Source organism: Aestuariibaculum scopimerae, from assembly GCF_059428085.1.
In genome coordinates this window covers 1,927,238-1,947,898 of record NZ_CM182089.1, presented here as the reverse complement: position 1 = coordinate 1,947,898, position 20,661 = coordinate 1,927,238, and the positions used below count along the sequence as shown (strand labels likewise).

Here is a 20,661-nt window from a genome sequence, read left to right as displayed (position 1 = left end):
CAAAGAAATACTGTTTTAGACTAATACAATTTAACTCAAATTGCATTAGGCTCATCTTATTTATTATATTTGCAAACTTTTGAACATTTATGAGGTATTTAATCATATTGGTATTAAGCGTTTTAGGCATCCAAAAAAGCCATTCCCAAATTAATGAATTGGGGCTCTATCTAGGGGGCAGTAATTTTATAGGCGATGTTGGGGCTACAGACTATATTTCACCTAACCAGCTGGCCATAGGCGGTATTTACAAGTGGAACCGAAGCAAAAGGCATTCTTACAGGGCTTCGGTGATTTTTACCGAACTGGAAGCGAAAGATATCAATTCAGACGATCCCAGACGTGTTCAAAGAGGTTACGAGGTCAATAACAGCATCATAGAGCTATCGGCAGGTATGGAATTCACCTTCATAGATTTTGATTTACATTCGGGCACCCGAATAGCAACACCATATTTATATTCTGGTATTACAGCCACACATTACGATAACCTCTATTTCTTTAATGGCGTACAAACGTCTGATGACGGTTCTAGCTGGACCCTGGGCATTCCCATGGCCATTGGTTTTAAAGCCAACTTTATGGACCGCTTTGTATTTGCCATAGAATTGGGTGCTCGCTATACCTTTTCCGATGCTTTGGACGGTAGCCTTCCCAATGACAAAAACTTGCAACCCTATCGGTTTGGCAATATAAATAATAACGATTGGTATATGTTTACAGGCATTACCTTAACCTATACCTTTGGGCAAAACCCTTGCTATTGTGTAAATTAAAATGGATTTAAAAGCACGCATTCTAACCAAAAAACTCCCGCAACACATTGCCATTATAATGGACGGCAATGGCCGTTGGGCCAAACAAAAAGGCATGATGCGTGTTATAGGTCATGAAAATGGTGCTAAATCTGTAAAACGTACTGTAGAGGGATGTGCCGAGCTTGGGGTTAAAAACCTAACCCTATATGCCTTTTCTACCGAAAACTGGAACCGTCCCAAATTAGAGGTTCAAACCCTCATGAAATTATTGGTATCTTCTTTAAAAAAAGAAATAAAAACACTTCAAGAAAACAATATAAAGCTCTCAGCCATAGGCAAATTAGACACTTTGCCAAAAAAAGTTCACCACGAACTCTTGGATGTTATAGCGCGCACAAAACACAATAATAGAATGACTTTAACGCTAGCTTTAAGCTACGGTTCACGAGAAGAATTACTAAATACTGTTAAAGAGATTAGTATTAAAGTTAAAAATAATATAATTTCGCCTGAAAAAATTGATGAATCAATTATTAATGAGCATCTTTACACGCATAATTTGCCAGATGTAGATTTGCTTATTAGAACCAGTGGGGAACAACGCATAAGCAATTTTTTGCTTTGGCAAATAGCATATGCTGAATTATATTTTACAAATGTTTTGTGGCCAGATTTTATGAAGGAGCATTTGTATGAAGCTATTATTGAATATCAAAAAAGAGAACGACGATTTGGGAAAACAAGTGAACAACTTAGCTAATAGTATATCATTGACAACATATTTAAAGCACAGCATTGCCCTATTACTTTTTATAGGCAGTATTAGTTTAAAAGCACAAAACATACCATACGATAATGGTAAAAAATATATATTAGGTGGCGTTAGCGTATCGGGCAACACCACATTTAGCGAACAAACCATTGTTACCTACTCTGGCCTTAGTAAGGGCAAAGAAATGACCATTCCAGGTGAAGATGTTAGTGCCGCTATTAAAAAACTCTGGAACTCAAAACTGTTCAGTGATATTGAGATTTACATTACCAAAATAGAAGACAATGTGGCTTATCTGGAAATCAGGCTCTCTGATTTACCACAACTAAACGAGCTAAAAATCAATGGGGTTAAAAAATCCAAGTACGAAAGTATTATAGAAGAAAACAAACTTAAAAAAGGTGTTAAAGTAACCGAAAACCTAATTACCACCACCAAAAACTATCTAACAAAAAAATACAAAAAAGAAGGTTACTACAATACCAAAGTAAACATTAATACTATTGAGCTTAAGGATTCCATACAAACCGCCCGCGTTAATATGGTTATCAATATAGATAAAGGCGAAAAAGTAAAAATAAAGGACATTGTGTTTACAGGCAACGAAGTACTTAGCGATAAAGCGCTTCGTAAAAGCATGAAAAGCACCAAAAAGATTAACCGCCTAAGGCTCCTAAAACGATCTAAATTTATTGATTCTGCTTATCAAGCCGATTTATCAAGCGTTGTAGAAAAATATAAAGAAAATGGGTATCGCGATGCACGTATCCTATCAGATACTTTAATAGTGAATGACGATAAAAAAACCGTATCGCTGCAAATACAAGTAAACGAAGGCGAAAAATACACCTTTGGCGATATTACCTTTATTGGTAATACCGTTTACAGCAATGAATTTTTAAACAGAATGCTTCGTATTAATAAAGGCGACACCTATAATGGTGTGCTGTTGCAAAAGCGCATTGCAGACCAATCTAAACCCGATGGCAACGATATTACTAACCTTTACCAAAACAATGGGTATTTATTCTCGAACATCGACCCTGTGGAAGTAAGTGCCGATAACAATGTGATTGATTTGGAGATTCGGATTACCGAAGGTAAGCCAGCCTATTTTAATAGTGTTACCGTGGTTGGTAACGATAAAACGAATGACCATGTTATATATCGCGAAATACGTACACGCCCAGGGCAATTGTACAGCAAGGCCAATGTGGTACGTACCGTGAGGGAGTTGGGGCAATTAGGCTTTTTTGATGCCCAAGAAATTGCACCTAACTTTAAAAACCCCAATCCTAATGAAGGCACCATAGATATGGAATACTCGGTAAAGGAAACTGGGTCTAGCCAAATCGAACTGCAAGGTGGTTACGGTGGCGGTGGCTTTATAGGTACACTAGGGCTATCATTCAACAACTTTTCCATTAAAGACATCTTTAAAAAAGAAGCTTATAAACCCATTCCTATGGGAGATGGTCAAAAATTGGCATTGCGTTTACAGGCCAGTCGTTTTTACCAAACCTATAGCTTTTCGTTCTCAGAACCTTGGCTAGGAGGTAAACGCCCTGTGCAGTTTTCAACATCCATATCGCACACAAAACAATTTTTGTATAACTACCAAACCGGTAGGGCCGACAAATCTAAAAGCTTTAATATTACAGGTATTACATTTGGGCTAGCAAAACGTTTATCGGTACCAGATGACTTTTTTACACTATCGCAAGCCATTAGCTACCAACGTTACGATTTAAATAATTACAACACGGGGCTATTCACTTTTGGTGATGGCTATGCAAACAACCTATCCTACACGGTTGGTTTAAGTAGAAACAACACCAGTGTAGATCCTATTTTCCCAACGGCAGGTTCAAACTTTGTAGTTACGGCCAAATTATCCGTTCCATATTCATTATTCGATGGTGTGGACTATGATGCCTTAAAAGAAGAGTACGACCTTTTGGATGGTACAGTTGCCAGCGATTATGCCCGTATGGCCGAAATAGACCAAGAACGTTACAAATGGTTAGAGTTTTATAAAGTTAGCTTTAAGGGCGACTGGTATACACAATTAGCCAAAGACCTGGTATTAAAACCTAGTGTTGAGTTTGGCTTTTTAGGAGCCTATAACAATGCCCGAGGTATCATTCCTTTTGAAAGGTACTTTTTAGGTGGCGATGGTCTAGGAACTTATAGTTTAGATGGTAGAGAGGCCATAGCCTTACGTGGGTATCCAAACCAATCGCTGTCAACTAACGATGGGGGAACCATTTACAACAAGTTCTCTTTAGAGCTTCGTTACCCCATTACCCTAAAAGCATCTGCAAAAATATATGCCCTAACCTTTTTAGAAGGTGGTGCATCCTATGATAGTTTTAGAGATTACAATCCGTTTACACTTAAACGTTCAGCAGGTTTAGGAATTCGTATTTTCATGCCAGCGTTTGGGTTGTTAGGGATCGATTTTGGTCACGGATTCGATCCTTTACCAGGAGAAGTTGAGAAAAATGGTTGGGAAACCCATTTTATAATTGGGCAACAATTTTAATTTTGGCACGATATTTTCTAATATCTCTTTGGTGATTTGAAAAAGAATTGAAATTTTTAAAATTAAAATTCGTTAATTTTGGAGAGACAGTTCGTAAAGTGACAGAAATAAAACAAATCAACAAATGAAAAACAACGTTCTTTTTTTATTGACCATAGTTTTTATGCTAGGCTTTTGTGCACACGCACAACGTGGTGTAAGAATTGCTTATATAGACACGGAGTATATTTTGGAAAACGTTCCTGAATATCAGGAAGCCTCAGAACAATTAAATGAAAAGGCCAACAAGTGGAAAGCAGAAATTGATGCCAAGCTTAGTGCCGTAGCCCAAAAACGAAAAGACCTTAGCAATGAAAAAGCGCTTTTAACAAAAGAATTGATTGACGAGCGTGAAGAAGATATTGCTTTTGAAGAAAAGGAAATTCTAGACTATCAGCAAAAACGCTTTGGGCCTAATGGCGATCTGTTCCTTCAAAAAAAACAGCTCATGCAGCCCATACAAGATCAAATTTTTGCTGCTGTGCAAGATATGGCTGCTAGTAGGAAGTATGATTTTATTTTCGACAAATCGTCGGATGCCGTTATGCTCTATTCTGCCAAGCAATTCGATTTAAGCGAACAAATTATACGAACTATTTCACGAGCTGCCAAGCGTACCCAAGTCCAATCAAAAGCCGAACGAAAAGCTGCTGAAGCCGAAGAACTGGTTCCAGAAATCAATTACGAACTGGAAGAACGCGAAAAAGCCCAAGAAGCCAAGAAAGCCGAACGTGAGAGTGCTATTGAAAAACGCCGACAAGAAATTTTGGCAGCACGCGAAGCCAAGAAAAAAGAAATAGAAGCACGTCGCCAAAAAATATTGGAAGATCGTGAAAAAGCCAAACAAGCAAAATTAGATGCTAGAAACGCAACCAGCGAAAGCACTAATGAAGCGACAGGTAATGAAGCCGTAGAAAATGAAACAACAGAAGAAGATAACGCCGGAGAAACAAAAACCCGGGCACAATTAATAGAAGAAAACAGACAACGAAAATTAAAAGAACGCGAAGCACTAAAACGAGAAAGAGACAGTATAAACAACAGCAATTAAAACAAAACAAATTTATAACACACACATTAATACTATTAAAAATGAAACAATTAAGAACCTTATTATTAGCAACCGTACTATGTATTGTAACCGTAAGCTTTACGCAAGCACAAAGTAAAATTGCTCATATAAATACCCAGGAATTAATTACGGCCATGCCAGAGATGAAAGCCGCACAGAGCCAATTAGAGACTTTAAGCAAAACGTATCAAACAGATATACAAAGTTCGGTAACAGAATTTCAAACCCTGTTAAAACAATACGAAGCTGAAGCCCCTAATAAAACAGAGGAAGAAAACGCCAAGAGAGGTCAAGAAATTCAAGAAAAGCAACAACGTATCCAACAATTTCAAGCAGATGCCCAAAAGGATCTTCAGAAAAAAGAAATGGATTTATTACAACCTATTACCGAAAAAGCAAAAGCTGCTATCTTAAAAGTAGCTAGAGCCCAAGGTTATGATTATGTTTTAGACTCTGCTCAAGGTGCTACCATTCTTGCCGATGGTAAAAACCTATTGGATGATGTTAAAAAAGAATTAGGTATCTAATATTTTACACATAAATGATTTAAAAGCTGTCTAATAAAGACAGCTTTTTTATTTAAACCCTATCACGTTTAGCATATTAAAAAAACAAAATACATGCAGACAACAATGTTGTATTTTGTCCAGAGAACGTACAGCGTTGTAGAAAACCATTCGAAATGTTATGTTTTGCCGTAAGGCATATGGCATTGTAAAAACAAACCATTTTGATTTAAAAACACATTGCTCATATCACATTTGCCCGTAGGGCATCCAGCATTGTAGAAAAACAAATCATAACATCCCCCGCATATACCGCGTAGCGGTTAAAGAACTTCTTCATCAAAAAATTCAAACAAAAATCGCTCATCATAATCCACCTCAAATTTTTTAAGAAACTCTATATACTCTTCCTTAAAAGACAATCTCTTATGATGCTTTTCTTGATTCTTAACATAATGGTACACATCATCCAACTGAGAACGACCATAGGTAAAAGCACCATACCCCTCTTGCCAAGCAAATTTTACTCTGCAAAGCTTTTCCTTATTGATTAATAATGAAGAGCCTCTTTTAACATTATAAACCGTCTCTGAAATAGATTTGTTCGGATTAAGCCCAATAAGCATGTGAACATGGTCTGGCATACCATTTATAATTAGGCTTTTGTGTTTCATATCGGTAAGAATACCTCCCATGTATTCAAATACCCTATCGCGAAAGCTCTTGTGTAATAAAGCATCTCTATATTTTACGGCAAAAACAATTTGAACATAGGTTTGGGTAAACGTTCCAGGTTTCATAGATTGGGTGTTTTTATTTTAGAATTGTTTTATTTTATATTGTATGCAAAATCCGAACGAATATAGAAAAAGCTTTCAAAACAACCATCGTAATATTTGTTAATCTCCTACGGAGAATCGGGATACGTGCTATACGCATTGCTACAATGCCCCAACCGCTACGCGGTATAGCGCGATCTTTAACAACAAAGCATTTAATTTAAAAAAACGTATTGCACATACCGCATTTGTCCGTAGGACATTTGGCGTTGTAGAAAAACCATCCGCCATGTTACATTTTGCCCGTAGGGCATTCGGCATTGTAACACCCAACCACATTGCCCCATATTACCACGGGCTACGGAAACAATTACGGACAATAATATTGCGTTGGGTCGATCTCCTACGGAGAATTGGGGACACGTGCTATATACATTGCTACAATGCCCTAACCGCTACACGGTATAGCGCGATCTTTAACAACAAAACATTTAATTTAAAAAAACGTATTGCGCATACCGCATTTGTCCGTAGGACATTTGGCGTTGTAGAAAACCATCCGCCATGTTACATTTTGCCCGTAGGGCATTCGGCATTGTAACACCCAAACACATTGCCCCATTGCGTTGGGTCGATCTCCTACGGAGAATTGGGATACGTGCTATATGCATTGCTACAATGCCCTAACCGCTACGCGGTATAACGCGATCTTTAACAACAAAGCATTTCAATTTAAAAAAACGCATTGCGCATATCGCATTTGTCCGTAGGACATTTGGCGTTGTAGAAAACCATCCGCCATGTTACATTTTGCCCGTAAGGCATTCGGCATTGTAACACCCAAACACATTGCCCCATATTACCACGGGCTACGGAAACAATTACGGACAATAATATTGCGTTGGGCCAATCCCTACGGAGAATCGGGATACGTGCTATACGCATTGCTACAATGCCCCAACCGCTACGCGGTATAGCGCGATCTTTAACAACAAAGCATTTAATTTAAAAAAACGTATTGCACATACCGCATTTGTCCGTAGGACATTTGGCGTTGTAGAAAAACCATCCGCCATGTTACATTTTGCCCGTAGGGCATTCGGCATTGTAACACCCAACCACATTGCCCCATATTACCACGGGCTACGGAAACAATTACGGACAATAATATTGCGTTGGGTCGATCTCCTACGGAGAATTGGGGACACGTGCTATATACATTGCTACAATGCCCTAACCGCTACACGGTATAGCGCGATCTTTAACAACAAAACATTTAATTTAAAAAAACGTATTGCGCATACCGCATTTGTCCGTAGGACATTTGGCGTTGTAGAAAACCATCCGCCATGTTACATTTTGCCCGTAGGGCATTCGGCATTGTAATACCCAAACACATTGCCCCATTGCGTTGGGTCGATCTCCTACGGAGAATTGGGATACGTGCTATATGCATTGCTACAATGCCCTAACCGCTACGCGGTATAACGCGATCTTTAACAACAAAGCATTTCAATTTAAAAAAACGCATTGCGCATATCGCATTTGTCCGTAGGACATTTGGCGTTGTAGAAAACCATCCGCCATGTTACATTTTGCCCGTAGGGCATTCGGCATTGTAATACCCAAACACATTGCCCCATTGCGTTGGGTCGATCTCCTACGGAGAATTGGGATACGTGCTATATGCATTGCTACAATGCCCTAACCGCTACGCGGTATAACGCGATCTTTAACAACAAAGCATTTCAATTTAAAAAAACGCATTGCGCATATCGCATTTGTCCGTAGGACATTTGGCGTTGTAGAAAACCATCCGCCATGTTACATTTTGCCCGTAGGGCATTCGGCATTGTAACACCCAAACACATTGCCCCATATTACCACGGGCTACGGAAACAATTACGGACAATAATATTGCGTTGGGCCAATCCCTACGGAGAATCGGGTATACGTGCTATACGCATTGCTACAATGCCCTAACCGCTACGCGGTATGGCGCGATCTTTAACAACAAAGCATTTCAATTTAAAAAAACGTATTGCGCATATCGCATTTGTCCGTAGGACATTTGGCATTGTAGAAAACCATCCGCCATGTTACATTTTGCCCGTAGGGTATACGGCATTGTAACACCCAAACACATTGCCACCTATTACCACGGGCTACGGAAACAATTACGGACAATAATATTGCGTTGGGCCAATCCCTACGGAGAATCGGGTATACGTGCTATACGCATTGCTACAATGCCCTAACCGCTACGCGGTATGGCGCGATCTTTAACAACAAAGCATTTCAATTTAAAAAAACGTATTGCGCATATCGCATTTGTCCGTAGGACATTTGGCATTGTAGAAAACCATCCGCCATGTTACATTTTGCCCGTAGGGTATACGGCATTGTAACACCCAAACACATTGCCACCTATTACCACGGGCTACGGAAACAATTACGGACAATAATATTGCGTTGGGTCGATCTCCTACGGAGAATTGGGATACGTGCTATATGCATTGCTACAATGCCCTAACCGCTACGCGGTATGGTATGGTCTTTAACAACAAAGCATTTGAATTTAAAAAAACGTATTGCACATACCGCATTTGTCCGTAGGACATTTGGCATTGTAGAAAACCATACGCCATGTTACATTTTGCCCGTAGGGCATTCGGCATTGTAACACCCAAACACATTGCCACCTATTACCACGGGCTACGGAAACAATTACGGACAATAATATTGCGTTGGGCCAATCCCTACGGAGAATTGGGATACGTGCTATATGCATTGCTACAATGCCCTAACCGCTACGCGGTATGGTATGGTCTTTAACAACAAAGCATTTGAATTTAAAAAAACGTATTGCACATACCGCATTTGTCCGTAGGACATTTGGCATTGTAGAAAACCATACGCCATGTTACATTTTGCCCGGAGGGCATTCGGCATTGTAAAAAAACAGATCAAACGCACGTTGCCTTTTTAACTACGCCACTTTCCCTTTGAATATCTGTTCTAATATTTTTTGAACACTTTCATAAAACTAGTCCAATTGATAATTTTTGTTTTTTTGACCTTTTTAATAACCAATAAATCTTCGTCACCTGTTACTAAATAATCCGATTTGCTATCGATGGCAAGGTTAAGTAAAAAATTATCTTTAAGATCACGACATACATTTACATCAGAAGATACTTTTACAAGTTTACCATATTTATCAAATAAACTCAAAAGGTCTTCTATCATATCATGTGTGAAATATTTAGAAAACTTAGGCCTTTTTGCTACGGTTAGAAATTCTTCAAGGGACTCTTCAGAAAAAATTAATTATATTTTGCCCTCAAACAATAGATCATCAATAAAATCAAGCCGCTTAGAAATAAGAAAACTGATCCAAAGATTTGTATCTAAAATTACTTTTTTACTTCTCATATCTAGATTTTCTAACAGACTCAACTTCATCTGTTATCTCATCTAAAGATGGGGTGGTATCAGCATTCTTTCTAAATTTACCTAACAAGTCTTTAAATTCAGATTTTACTTTATCCTTTTTTATACGTATCAAATCTAAGTCTGCCAAATCCTTAAGTAATGCTTTAGCCTTAGGGTTTAATATGTCTATTCTAATCGTTTCCATAGGTATAATTTTTACCAAATATAATGAATTCTCAAATCTTCGTATAAATTTTTTGTAATGTATCTGTACAATGCCTATTTCATATTCTATAATTCCACATAACACTTACCCATTCTTTAATATGGGCTATAAACACAAAAACACCAAATCAAATCCATTTTTTCAATGTATTTATTTACTTTTATGGGAATATAATTCTATGAACAAGCAACCTATAGGCATTTTTGATTCTGGTGTTGGCGGTACGTCCATTTGGAAAGAAATCCATGCGCTCTTACCAAATGAGCACACCATTTATTTAGCCGATAGTGCCAATGCCCCCTATGGCATTAAAGGGAAACAAGCCATTATTGATCTAAGCATAAAGAACACCGAATATTTAATTGGTAAAGGTTGCAAACTTATTGTAGTAGCGTGCAATACAGCTACCACCAACGCCATTAGTATTTTAAGGGCCCGTTACAATCTACCTTTTATAGGCATAGAGCCCGCCATTAAACCCGCAGCCTTACAAACCAAAACACATACTATAGGCATATTGGCCACTCAGGGCACCTTAAGCAGTGAATTGTTTTCTAAAACTTCAAGCTTATTTGCCAGCAATATAACCGTTATTGAACGTGTGGGCGAGGGTCTTGTAGAACTTATAGAACAAGGACAATTGTTTTCAGATACCATGAAAACACTCTTGGCCCAATACCTAAAGCCCATGCTAGATGCCAATATAGACTATTTGGTTTTAGGCTGTACCCATTATCCGTACCTCATCCCCTTGCTATTGGATATGCTGCCCAAGCATGTAAAAATTATCGATTCGGGACAAGCCGTAGCACGACAAACCAAAGCCATCTTAGAAAAACATCAACTGCTAACCCCCCAAACACTACCGGCCAAAACCGAATTTTATACCAATGGTAACCCCGAGGTTATGGCTTCGCTTTTAGGGTATGAGCAGCATGTATCTTTTTTGGAGTTTTAATTAGCTGTTGGCTGTTGGCTTTTGGCTTTTAGCTGTTAGCTTTTGGCTTTTAGCTTTTGGCGAATTGTAGGATTTTGCGCGTAAAGGGGATACGCAGGTGGCGTATGGTCTATACGAGGGCGGCGTATGGTTGCTACGCAAGGGGCGTATGGAGGATACGCAACCTATGTGCAAAAAGAAACCCGAAGCTTTGGGGCCACGGGCTATACAAGTGAATTTCTATACGATTAATTTATGCCACTACCAGTACGGGCGCAAAGAGCCCAGTACGCAATGTTTTACTGTCGTAGCGTGTGTTACGGACTTCTATACGGTAATTGCCCACAGGCAGCGCGGGTATGCGCAGCGTTAGTGTTTTTGGTTCGTTGGTACGAAACTGATTTTGTCGATACTCGGTACCATCGGCCTGATTAATAAACACCACACCTTCATCGTCTGGCAGGTTATTGGCTATTTTTAGGTTATTGCCATAAACCTCCAATACATCCCCTGCGGTGAGGGCATCGTTGGAGCTTTCGGTGCCCCAGTTATACACCTCATCTATTTCTGGTGCCACTACGGTGGTATCTACCTTCTTCATGGCCACCTCGGCCACCGCATGTGCTACATCGCCCTTTAGCCTGGCAGTAATGCTCAGGGTGTGCCTATTAGGATCGAAGGTATCGTCTTCGCTAATAAATACCCCTGTCATGTTAAAGTACAGGCTAATGTATTCATCGCTGTAGGTTTCACCACGGGCTATCATTTGTGCAATGCGCTTCCAGCTATCGTTCCACACAGCGTCTATCTCTGTTTTTTTAAGGATGGAGCCCTCCCCCGTCATCATGCCCACAAGATCAGCGCGGCCATTAACTTTTACATTTACCGGTTTCCCAACCTGATCGTCAGGGTCATCCGGTGTTAGTTTATTGTCATATAATGCATATTCTAGCATACTCTTTTGTTTTTAAATGATTTAACTTATTTATAGAAATTCGCTTGCTTTAAAAGTTTAGTCGGTTGTTGGTTAGTTGGTTTCTTACTCTTGTGTGTTTACTGTTGTTCTATATGTTTAGTTGTTTGTTGTATAGTTGGTTAGTTGTTGCTTACTCTTGTGTACTTACTGTTGCTCTAAATGTTTAGTTGTTTGTTGTATAGTTGGTTAGTTGTTGCTTACTCTTGTGTACTTACTGTTGCTCTAAATGTTTAGTTGTTTGTTGTATAGTTGGTTAGTTGTTGCTTACTCTTGTGTACTTACTGTTGCTCTAAATGTTTAGTTGTTTGTTGTATAGTTGGTTAGTTGTTGCTTACTCTTGTGTACTTACTGTTGCTCTAAATGTTTAGTTGTTTGTTGTATAGTTGGTTAGTTGTTGCTTACTCGGATTTGCTTACTGTTGCTGTATAACTCCCCTGATTGCTGCTTTGCAGCAATCGTCCCCTCTTCGGAAAAAGAAGAGGGGAGCCGGATTTTGCTTATTTTATCAACATTTTTCATTTTTTGTTAGTTCTTTAATGTTCAGTCTAATGGCTCCTCCCTTTTTTCAAAGGGAGGTGGCCCACGCCCTAAGCGTGGGACGGAGGGTTAAACCCAACCATCAGCAAAAATCAATCGTATCGTCAATCGTAAATCCATTTCCTGTATAATTTAAAAACTTTTCATATACAGTTGTATTTATAATTATCAATATTTGTTTTTATTTGTCATTTTTCAGTTGCAAATATGTCAAAAATTATAGGAATAAACATACCTAATCTTAGTCCCGTGCCTAAGATTAGGTGTATCCAATTGGTTTTCAGATATAAAAAAATGGCTTTTTTAGAGGTTTTTACGGACTCAGTAGTTCAGTGCCACGTATTTAATAAACAAGGTTATGAGTTTCTTTAAAAAAATGGCCTTGTTTATCTTGCGGTTGCGGATTTTAGCCACGGTACGCCGATAGTCCTTTAGGTGAGTACCAAACAGGGTTTCAAATACCCTAATGGTCTCTGCCAAACTTTGGTTTTTATTGACGATAAAACCACAGGCATGGAGGATGTAGATAAACTCTATCAATTCTGTTTTGGTACCCTTCCATTGCAACAGGGCGGTTTTCTGTGGCCCTGCTTCGGGTGCTGTGGTGTCCAGGTCCAACAGCGCTATCTGCTCCCTTAGGGTCTCTATCAATCGCTCGTAAGCTATCAGGGTGGCCAGGATGTTGTCGATGCCCGTGGTAAGGCCGGGGATGCTGAACAGGCAATAGGGCCCCGCGTTTAGGCAGGGCATGTTGTTCTCGGTATTTAAATAGATGGTCTCCAGGGTGGTGTCGCTGCGCTTGTAGGCGCGGTACAGGTCCTGGTGGATGTTTATATAGTCCTGCCTTTTCTGGATTTCCCTGTCCAGGTACTTGATCTGCTTTTTTACCGTGCCCAGGGGCAGGTTTATCTGTACGGTGTAGTGCTCGCGGTAAAAGATCCAGTGGCCCAGCACCTGGGGCAATTGCTCCTTGCGGAAGGCCCGTATGTCGTTCTTGGCGGTAAAGTCGGCCCCTAGCGCCATGGCCTGTATCTGGCACAGGTACTTTTGGCTGCACTGGGCGCCCTGTTCGCATTGTTCCAGTAGGTCTGGGGTGTTGGTCTGTATTGTTTTTATCTCTGCTTCGAATTGTTCAAAGGTTTGATTCATCGGTACTTTAATTTTTTATGTTTTAAACTTGTTTTTTTTCATCTTGTTTGCTATTAATTCTTTAGGGTTATTATAATGTTAGTGTTAAAGCTTTTTATTTTATGCCTTTACTAAAGCAATGGTGTATGTAGATGTTTTTTTAAGAGAATTTTACACACCACCCATATATTTGTTAAGGTGGGCGTGTGCTTGTAGCCGGGAAAGTGGTTTTTGGGTATGTGTTGAGACACCTGCCTTCGCAGATATGTTTGTTGGCTACGGTTTTGCTATTAATTGGGGATGTGAAGCTTCGGTGCATTTTGTTTGTTCTTTAGTTCGTACTGCTGTCCAGCCCGCTTTAAGTGCTTATTTTCCTCCAATTGAACAACTATTTTGTTAAATATTGTTTTTATTGGTTTGCAGGCTATTTGGCAGTGGGTTGTTATTATTTTATTTCACTTTTCTTGCTGCTTTGTTGTAAACTTGGCTTGGAGTTTATATATACTAGTATGGAAAAATATAACTATCTGGTTCGCTTAATACAAGAACATCAATTACTCTTTCTTCTAACTTAAAATGCATTTTGTATTTTTTATATAATGCTTCATCCAATTTATTGTGATTATAAACATCCGTTTCAACTTTTAAACTTACATCTCCATTGTAACCTGTTTCATTTAAAATTGGATATTCTGAATTTGAATAGGCAGTCGCATCTTCCATGAAGCGAATTACATCATCTAAAGGTTTTTGAGTAATTCTGAAAATAACATCTGATACTTTTTGACCACCTTCGTAACTTGGTGAATTAGTCTTAAAATATTCTAATTCTTCTTGACTTGGTTTTATTAATGATATATCATCTGCCTTAAAAACCAAACATTTTATCTTCCTTTTCTCTATAGAGGCAGATAACCCAATATACCTATATAAGTCACTTTGCATTTTTTGAAGTAAGCCTTCTATAGAATCTTTTGGAGACAATAATTGATATAAAAATTGTTTGCTTGGAAAGAAAGTCCCATCGATATTAGCCATATACTTTTCAGGTTTTTTAACTTTTAAAATAACCCTATTTGGCCTCATTGGAAATAATCTACCATTTTTTCCCATTCTTGATTCAGGTGTATATGCAAGTGCATACATCATTAATATAGAACAATTTGCCATAATTAATCCTTCTTTTTCACTAACCATCATAGAAGAAGGTATGTCATCAGATTTTCCAAACAATGATTGACAAAAAATTTCTTTAGGGGTTCCCCCATTGCCATTGATGAATAACGGTTTAGTCCAATCTGGAATGACAAAGTCATTATTGTTCTTTTTTTGAGGTATTATTGTTTCTTTTCCCTCAAGCACAAGTTGAATATTTTCTTTATTAATTGGACTAGATGATGTTATTGATTGCACTAAACCTGATTGGTTAACCCATATAATATGAGGCACCCCAGAAACAGGGAATAAATTTAAAATTGAGGCATCTGAAATAGAGGTTGGCAATTTCATATCTATCCCTAGAACCTTTTTACGCCTCTCAAATAGTTTAAGTACTACTTCTTTTTCTTCCCAAGGATTAACTAATATAATTTGGATTTTACCTTCAAATTCTTTTTGTATTTTCAACAATTTGGACCAAGATTCTATACAGCTTTTACAGCTACTGCTCCAAAAATCGATTAACAATAATTTACCTCGAAAATCTTTGATTGAAGCAGTATCTGAAGGGTAGTTTATTAAATTCTTAAATGTAAAACTGTTTGGTATTTTATCTCCTACTTTTAATCCTTCTTTTTTGACCTGTTGAGCATTCAAACTGCAAAAACATACTGCATATGTTAAAGCAAGAATGATGATTATTTGTTTCTTTTTCATTTTAAAATTTAATTTATTAAGGCTGTCAAGCAACATTATTCTAACAAAATTTATATTCTATGATTAAAAAATTAAGCTTGTAATTTTTATTTATTTGACAGCCTTTATATTAAAATATAGATTAGTATCCGGGGTTTTGTGTGAGATTAATTCCATTTAAAATTTCATGTTCCGGAATCGGATAAAGTTCATCTTTTCCCATTTCCCAATCAGATTTTATAGGACTTAAAACTTCTGATACTTTCTCCCATCTTTTTAAATCTAACCACCTATGCCCCCTTTCAACAAACAATTCCACTTTTCTTTCTTGCTCTATTATTTCCATTAAGTCAATTTGCGAAGAAGCTGTAACAGGTGGTAGCACGGCTCTTTTTCTAATGATATTAACATCACTAAGCCCTCCACTAATATTGTTCTGTTTTGCTCTAGCTTCTGCCCGAATTAAATATTGTTCAGCAACACGAAATAGCATTTCGTATTCTGTTAGAGGAGTTGTATTGTTTCCTTTTTTATATTTATATGGTAAAGCATATGAGCTTAAACTAGTATTAACCCAATTGATTCTTCTTAAATCATTTGGTTCAAAAGAAGAGACTAAACTGTTAGACAAATAGCCAAACTGAGGAGATGCTGTAACAAAAATTACACCTTCGTTTGTGTTTTTATTTGGAATTATGGGCAACAATTGTAAAATGGTTTCCTTACTATTCTTTAAAAAAACATTGTTCAAAGGAACTGTGTCAAAAAGTCCTTTATTGTTTATTATGCTTGTCGCTTCTAATTCGGCTTCAGCCCATCTTTCTTGATATAGATAGACCCTTGACAATAATGCAGTAGCAGCCCACTTATTAGCTCTTACACGCTGTTCGTTAGAGTATGAATAATCTTCTACCATCAATGTTTGTGCCTCTTGAAGGTCACTTACAATTTGATCATATATTTTACTTATTTGTGATCTTGACGCTTCTGAGTTTTCTCGATAATCTGTAATTAGAATTAAAGGTACATCTCCAAATAAATTTATCAGATAAAAATAACAGTAGGAACGTAAAAAAAGTGCTTCTCCCCTAAGTTGTTTATTAGTGCTTTGAGTTATGTTTGATGCATTAACCAAACGTTCTAATACAGAATTAGCATTATAAATTATTTTATAAGCATCCTGCCAAAAATTACGTATTGACTGATTATTTGCTGCTAAGGCATTATTATAGAAGATGAGTGAATTTCCACTTATTGGCTGCAGTTCATCTGAAGATAATCCGGTAAAGAACGTTATACTTTCTTGATTTCCACTAGTAAAGCCTCCATCTACCATTTCATTATAGATTCCTCTTACTGCTGAATTTGCTGATGCATCCGAAGTAAATAATGCGTCGCCCGTAATCCTCGTTTTTGGAGGATCTACTTCAACAAAATTTTCACATGCAATAAAATTGACGATTATTATTGATAAAAATAAAATGCGTTTTCCTCGCAAACTATTGATTATGTTTTTCATTTTCTTGAGATTTAAAAGGTTAATTGAGTTCCAAACATCAACATTCTTAATGGTGGTAATACAGGTCTGCCATTTCCTGCTCCCCATTCAGGATCCTGTCCATTGTAATTAGTAAATGTTAATAAATTTTGCCCTTGAATATAAATTCTCGCATTAGACATTCTCATCTTTTCTATTAAATTTCTAGGAAATGTCCAAGAAACAGAAACATTTTTCAAACGAACAAATGAAGCATCTTCAATGAAAATATCTCCTGAGTTTTTAGCATAAAGAAATTCATCACTAACCAAAGTGAATTTTTGAATTGTTGAAATATCTCCAGGATTTTGCCATCGATTTAATAAAAAAGTGGGTAGATTTTGTTGCCATGAACCAGGAACTGAAGGTATTGCTGCCTGAAAATTATACCCAGTTTGTTTTACATATTGAAAAAAGAAATCTAACTGAAATAATCCATAACTTATACTATTTTGAAACCCTCCATAATATTTTTGCCCAATTTCTTTTTCTGTTTGAAGGTCTTCAGGAATTGACAAATTACCATCACCATTTACATCGAAATACTCATAAAGTCCCGTCTCTTCATTAAGACCTGTGAAATGTACTAGTTTTGCTATATTTAAGGACTTGCCAACTGAATAACGATTATTGTAAATTGTATTTTCTATATCTGGAAAACTTAATAGTTTATTTTTCGGAAATGTTATATTAAAAGAAGATCTCCACGAAATTTTTTTTGATTTAATATTTATAGTATTTAGTTCAACTTCCCATCCTGTATTTTCTACCTTAGCAGGCCAGTTATATTGAACTTCACTAAAACCTGTTATATCTGGTAGAGGCAGACCCACTAATTGATTTGAAGAACGGTTCTGATATCTACTCACATTTAATAAAACTCCATCATTAAAAAAACCTAAATCTAATCCCATTTCCATTTTCTTTGTACTTTCCCATGAGTAATCTGGGTTAACAAGTTGTGTTGGCTCTAAACTACTTCCTTGATAAGGATATTGTGTTGATGAATAAGTGTCCATAAATTGATAATCAGAAATAGCATCACTACCCGTAGTTCCATAACTAAACCTTACTTTTCCGAAGTTTAAAAATGATACATTCCTTTTTACAAAATTTTCATTCGTAAAAATCCATCCAATTCCAATTGCTCCAAAATTTCCAAATTGTCTGTCCGCTCCAAATCGACTAGAACCATCACGTCGACCAGTCAAATTAATTAAATACTTTTCATCCCAATTGAAACCAATTCTTCCAAATAAAGCATTGTATCTATACTGTACATAATCACCACTTAGTAGGGAAATTGTTGGTGCTGATTTAATATTCTCAATTAAAGCATCATTTGTATAGCCTGACCCTAATAGTTTTTCACTTTCACTTATATTTTCTTGAAATGTGGTTCCTATCAAAAAGTCTAAACGGCCTTTGCTAATTGTTGCTTTATAGTTTAATTGTGGCTCAATAATCCATGTTCTTCTACTACCATGTCCCTTTAAAAGTGTACCCAGGGGGTTATTGATTGGATTTTGGGATCTTATTGTATTAGTTAAAAAAAGATCATTTATAATGTTATTGTACCCGAAATTACTTTTTAATTGAAAATTTGAGGTTATATTATAACTAACCTCAGCATTACTTACAAGGTTGTATTGCTTGCTATTAAAAGAATTTTCTAAAAAAGAGAGTGGATTAGTCCATGTGTTATTCTCCCAGTTTAATTCTCCATTTTCATCATATATTTCAGGTGCATTAGGAGGTAAGGTTAAAGCTTCTTGTGTTAGATCTTTACCCGGCAAATCATTATTTGTGACTGAGTAATTTGCTGAAAATACAACTTTAAATTTTTTATTAGGGTTTTGGTGGCTTAGGCTTAAATTTACAGAGCCTTTTTGAAGAGCATTACTTCCTGGAAAAACGGTTGTTTCTCGATAATAGTTTCCTCCAATTGAAAAACTTGTATTTTCATTCCCCCCTGCTACAGAGATATTAGCATTTGTAGTGTAAGCTGTACCTCCTATTAACTCATCTTGCCAATCTACGTCTCGCGCACCTGTTGTATCCCATACTAATAAATCTGGCCAAAGACTTGCAAATGCTGGATTATCGTAAGGAAACCCAAAATTTTCATGGGCCTCTTTTCGCATAGTAATATACTCTTCTGTGTTCATCATATCAAGCATCCGTGTTACCTTACCCATACCGCTACTTAAGTTTAACTGAATTTTTGGAACTCCTGATTTTGCTTTTTTTGTAGTAATCAAAACAACTCCATTAGCACCTCTTGAGCCATATATAGCTGTAGATGTAGCGTCCTTTAATACCTCTATACTTTCTATGGAATTTATGTCAATACTATTTAGAGGGCTTTCTCCAGAAAATAACACATTAAATCCTATTTGGTCAGACATAGAACTTGCATTAAAAGGGACACCATCTATGACATATAATGGTTCATTAGCTCCAGCAGTAGACCTAATACTATTTCTACCTCTTATTTTTATGGATAATGAACTCCCTGGCAAACCTGATTGCTGTTGTATATAAACCCCAGACATTCTACCCTGCAAGGTTTGCAATGGATTGCTTACAGGTTGTTTTTGTATGTCTTCTGAAGTAATTTTTGAGATATTTCCTGTATTAAGTCGCTTAGAAGTCTTATAATACCCTGCATTAATAGTAACCGCATCCAGCTCACTTATATCTTCTTTAAGTGTTACATTAATGTTGCTTTTGTTACCAACGGTTATTTCTTGTTTGGCAAACCCAATAGCCGAAAACACCAATACATTTTCCGGGTTAGCAACCACAATGCTGTAATTACCATCCAAATCGGTAGCCGTACCCTTGGTAGTCCCTTTAATAAGTACGGTGGCACCGGGAATACCCATGCCCGCTTCATCAGTGACTTTACCTGATACCTGTAGTTGCTGCTCGGTTTTTTTATCTTTTATAATGATGGTGTTGTCTTCTGCCAGTACGATATTAAATTGGCCGGGAATGGTTTTGCTTAATAGGGCATCTACATAAATACGGCCTTTTTTAAGTTGTACTTGTGGGAGGTCTTTAAATAGGTTGGCCTGGTAAATAAATTTGTAGTGGGTTTGTGCGCGAATGATTTTAAAGACTTCGTTTACGGACACGGTTTGGTCTGTGTCTATTACGACTTTTTCTTGTGAGAGCATGTGTTTAGGTGTGAGGCTAAACACGGTGGCACATACCAAAAAGATTAATGTTCGCATAAGCATTAATACTAGTTGTTTTCCAAAGCTTCTCTCTTTAAATATCGGGAGAATTTTTGGGAAATCAACATGGGTTGATTTTAATTCCATAAATTTGTTTTTTATTGGTTAATGTTTATTAATTGATAAAAATCTCTAGGGATTTGCATGGTTACTTTCCACGGTGTCATGTTGATCCCTTTTTCCATTCCCGCGGAGGCGGGAATCTCACTTATTCCCGCGGAGGCGGGAATCTCTAGTTTAGAAGTTTAGAGCCTGCCTGTCTGCAGACAGGGGCGCGAAGGCGCTAAGTTTGCTTACTTGCTTGCTAGCTTGTTTGTC

General features: G+C 37.4%; 18 protein-coding genes. 10 read left to right on the top strand and 8 right to left on the bottom strand.

The window, feature by feature from the left end; translation table 11 throughout:
- The first annotated feature begins 89 nt into the window (after positions 1-89).
- The 5 genes from porG (at position 90) to AC5SR4_RS08410 (ending at position 5,713) form a co-directional block, all read left to right on the top strand.
- Positions 90-776: a type IX secretion system protein PorG gene (porG, locus tag AC5SR4_RS08430; RefSeq protein ID WP_495359095.1), complete on the top strand. Its 687-nt coding sequence runs from the start codon at positions 90-92 to the stop codon at positions 774-776.
- A gap of 1 nt (position 777) precedes the next feature.
- A complete protein-coding gene (uppS, locus tag AC5SR4_RS08425) occupies positions 778-1,518 on the top strand; it encodes an undecaprenyl pyrophosphate synthase (RefSeq protein ID WP_495359094.1) in 741 nt (246 codons plus the stop codon).
- Positions 1,451-4,075, top strand: a complete 2,625-nt coding sequence (bamA, locus tag AC5SR4_RS08420) for an outer membrane protein assembly factor BamA (RefSeq protein ID WP_495359093.1) — start codon at positions 1,451-1,453, stop codon at positions 4,073-4,075. Before uppS ends, bamA begins: the two co-directional genes overlap by 68 nt.
- A 124-nt stretch (positions 4,076-4,199) precedes the next feature.
- Positions 4,200-5,165 carry an OmpH/Skp family outer membrane protein gene (locus tag AC5SR4_RS08415; protein ID WP_495359092.1) on the top strand — a complete coding sequence of 322 codons (966 nt, stop codon included), beginning with the start codon at positions 4,200-4,202 and terminating at the stop codon, positions 5,163-5,165.
- Positions 5,166-5,206: 41 nt separating this feature from the next.
- Positions 5,207-5,713, top strand: a complete 507-nt coding sequence (locus tag AC5SR4_RS08410; RefSeq protein ID WP_495359091.1) for an OmpH/Skp family outer membrane protein — start codon at positions 5,207-5,209, stop codon at positions 5,711-5,713.
- Positions 5,714-6,015: 302 nt separating this feature from the next.
- On the opposite strand, the gene tnpA is transcribed toward AC5SR4_RS08410, so the two are convergent.
- Positions 6,016-6,492 (bottom strand): IS200/IS605 family transposase, encoded by a 477-nt coding sequence (gene tnpA, locus AC5SR4_RS08405; RefSeq protein ID WP_495359090.1) that lies wholly within the window; start codon positions 6,490-6,492, stop codon positions 6,016-6,018.
- A gap of 779 nt (positions 6,493-7,271) precedes the next feature.
- Here tnpA and AC5SR4_RS08400 point away from each other — a divergent pair.
- From AC5SR4_RS08400 to AC5SR4_RS08385, 4 genes are all read left to right on the top strand, one after another.
- On the top strand, positions 7,272-7,448 hold the full coding sequence (locus AC5SR4_RS08400) for a hypothetical protein (RefSeq protein WP_495359089.1): 177 nt from the start codon (positions 7,272-7,274) through the stop codon (positions 7,446-7,448).
- Between the two features lie 844 nt (positions 7,449-8,292).
- The gene (locus AC5SR4_RS08395) at positions 8,293-8,454 is read left to right on the top strand and encodes a hypothetical protein (protein ID WP_495359088.1); all 162 of its coding nucleotides are present in this window, start codon (positions 8,293-8,295) and stop codon (positions 8,452-8,454) included.
- Positions 8,455-8,567: 113 nt separating this feature from the next.
- Entirely contained in the window at positions 8,568-8,729 is a 162-nt protein-coding gene (locus tag AC5SR4_RS08390) for a hypothetical protein (RefSeq protein WP_495359087.1), read from the top strand.
- 388 nt (positions 8,730-9,117) lie between these two features.
- Complete coding sequence (locus AC5SR4_RS08385) at positions 9,118-9,306, top strand: hypothetical protein (RefSeq protein WP_495359086.1); 189 nt, start codon at positions 9,118-9,120, stop codon at positions 9,304-9,306.
- A 183-nt stretch (positions 9,307-9,489) separates the two neighbouring features.
- Here the strand turns inward: AC5SR4_RS08385 and AC5SR4_RS08380 are convergent, their stop codons facing one another.
- Complete coding sequence (locus AC5SR4_RS08380) at positions 9,490-9,798, bottom strand: putative toxin-antitoxin system toxin component, PIN family (RefSeq protein WP_495359170.1); 309 nt, start codon at positions 9,796-9,798, stop codon at positions 9,490-9,492.
- A 97-nt stretch (positions 9,799-9,895) separates the two neighbouring features.
- Positions 9,896-10,111: a hypothetical protein gene (locus AC5SR4_RS08375; protein WP_495359085.1), complete on the bottom strand. Its 216-nt coding sequence runs from the start codon at positions 10,109-10,111 to the stop codon at positions 9,896-9,898.
- Between the two features lie 199 nt (positions 10,112-10,310).
- Here AC5SR4_RS08375 and murI point away from each other — a divergent pair, with 199 nt between their 5' ends.
- On the top strand, positions 10,311-11,090 hold the full coding sequence (gene murI / locus AC5SR4_RS08370; RefSeq protein WP_495359084.1) for a glutamate racemase: 780 nt from the start codon (positions 10,311-10,313) through the stop codon (positions 11,088-11,090).
- A 232-nt stretch (positions 11,091-11,322) separates the two neighbouring features.
- Here murI and AC5SR4_RS08365 read toward each other — a convergent pair whose 3' ends face one another.
- The 5 genes from AC5SR4_RS08365 to AC5SR4_RS08345 form a co-directional block, all read right to left on the bottom strand.
- A complete protein-coding gene (locus tag AC5SR4_RS08365) occupies positions 11,323-12,024 on the bottom strand; it encodes a DNA-binding domain-containing protein (protein ID WP_495359083.1) in 702 nt (233 codons plus the stop codon).
- Positions 12,025-12,903: 879 nt separating this feature from the next.
- A complete protein-coding gene (locus AC5SR4_RS08360) occupies positions 12,904-13,731 on the bottom strand; it encodes an RteC domain-containing protein (protein ID WP_495359082.1) in 828 nt (275 codons plus the stop codon).
- Between the two features lie 483 nt (positions 13,732-14,214).
- Positions 14,215-15,585, bottom strand: coding sequence for a TlpA family protein disulfide reductase (locus AC5SR4_RS08355; RefSeq protein ID WP_495359081.1), 1,371 nt, complete (start codon positions 15,583-15,585; stop codon positions 14,215-14,217).
- Positions 15,586-15,706: 121 nt separating this feature from the next.
- Positions 15,707-17,083 carry a RagB/SusD family nutrient uptake outer membrane protein gene (locus AC5SR4_RS08350; RefSeq protein WP_495359080.1) on the bottom strand — a complete coding sequence of 459 codons (1,377 nt, stop codon included), beginning with the start codon at positions 17,081-17,083 and terminating at the stop codon, positions 15,707-15,709.
- Positions 17,084-17,094: 11 nt separating this feature from the next.
- Positions 17,095-20,430 (bottom strand): SusC/RagA family TonB-linked outer membrane protein, encoded by a 3,336-nt coding sequence (locus tag AC5SR4_RS08345; RefSeq protein WP_495359079.1) that lies wholly within the window; start codon positions 20,428-20,430, stop codon positions 17,095-17,097.
- Between the last annotated feature and the right edge of the window lie 231 nt (positions 20,431-20,661).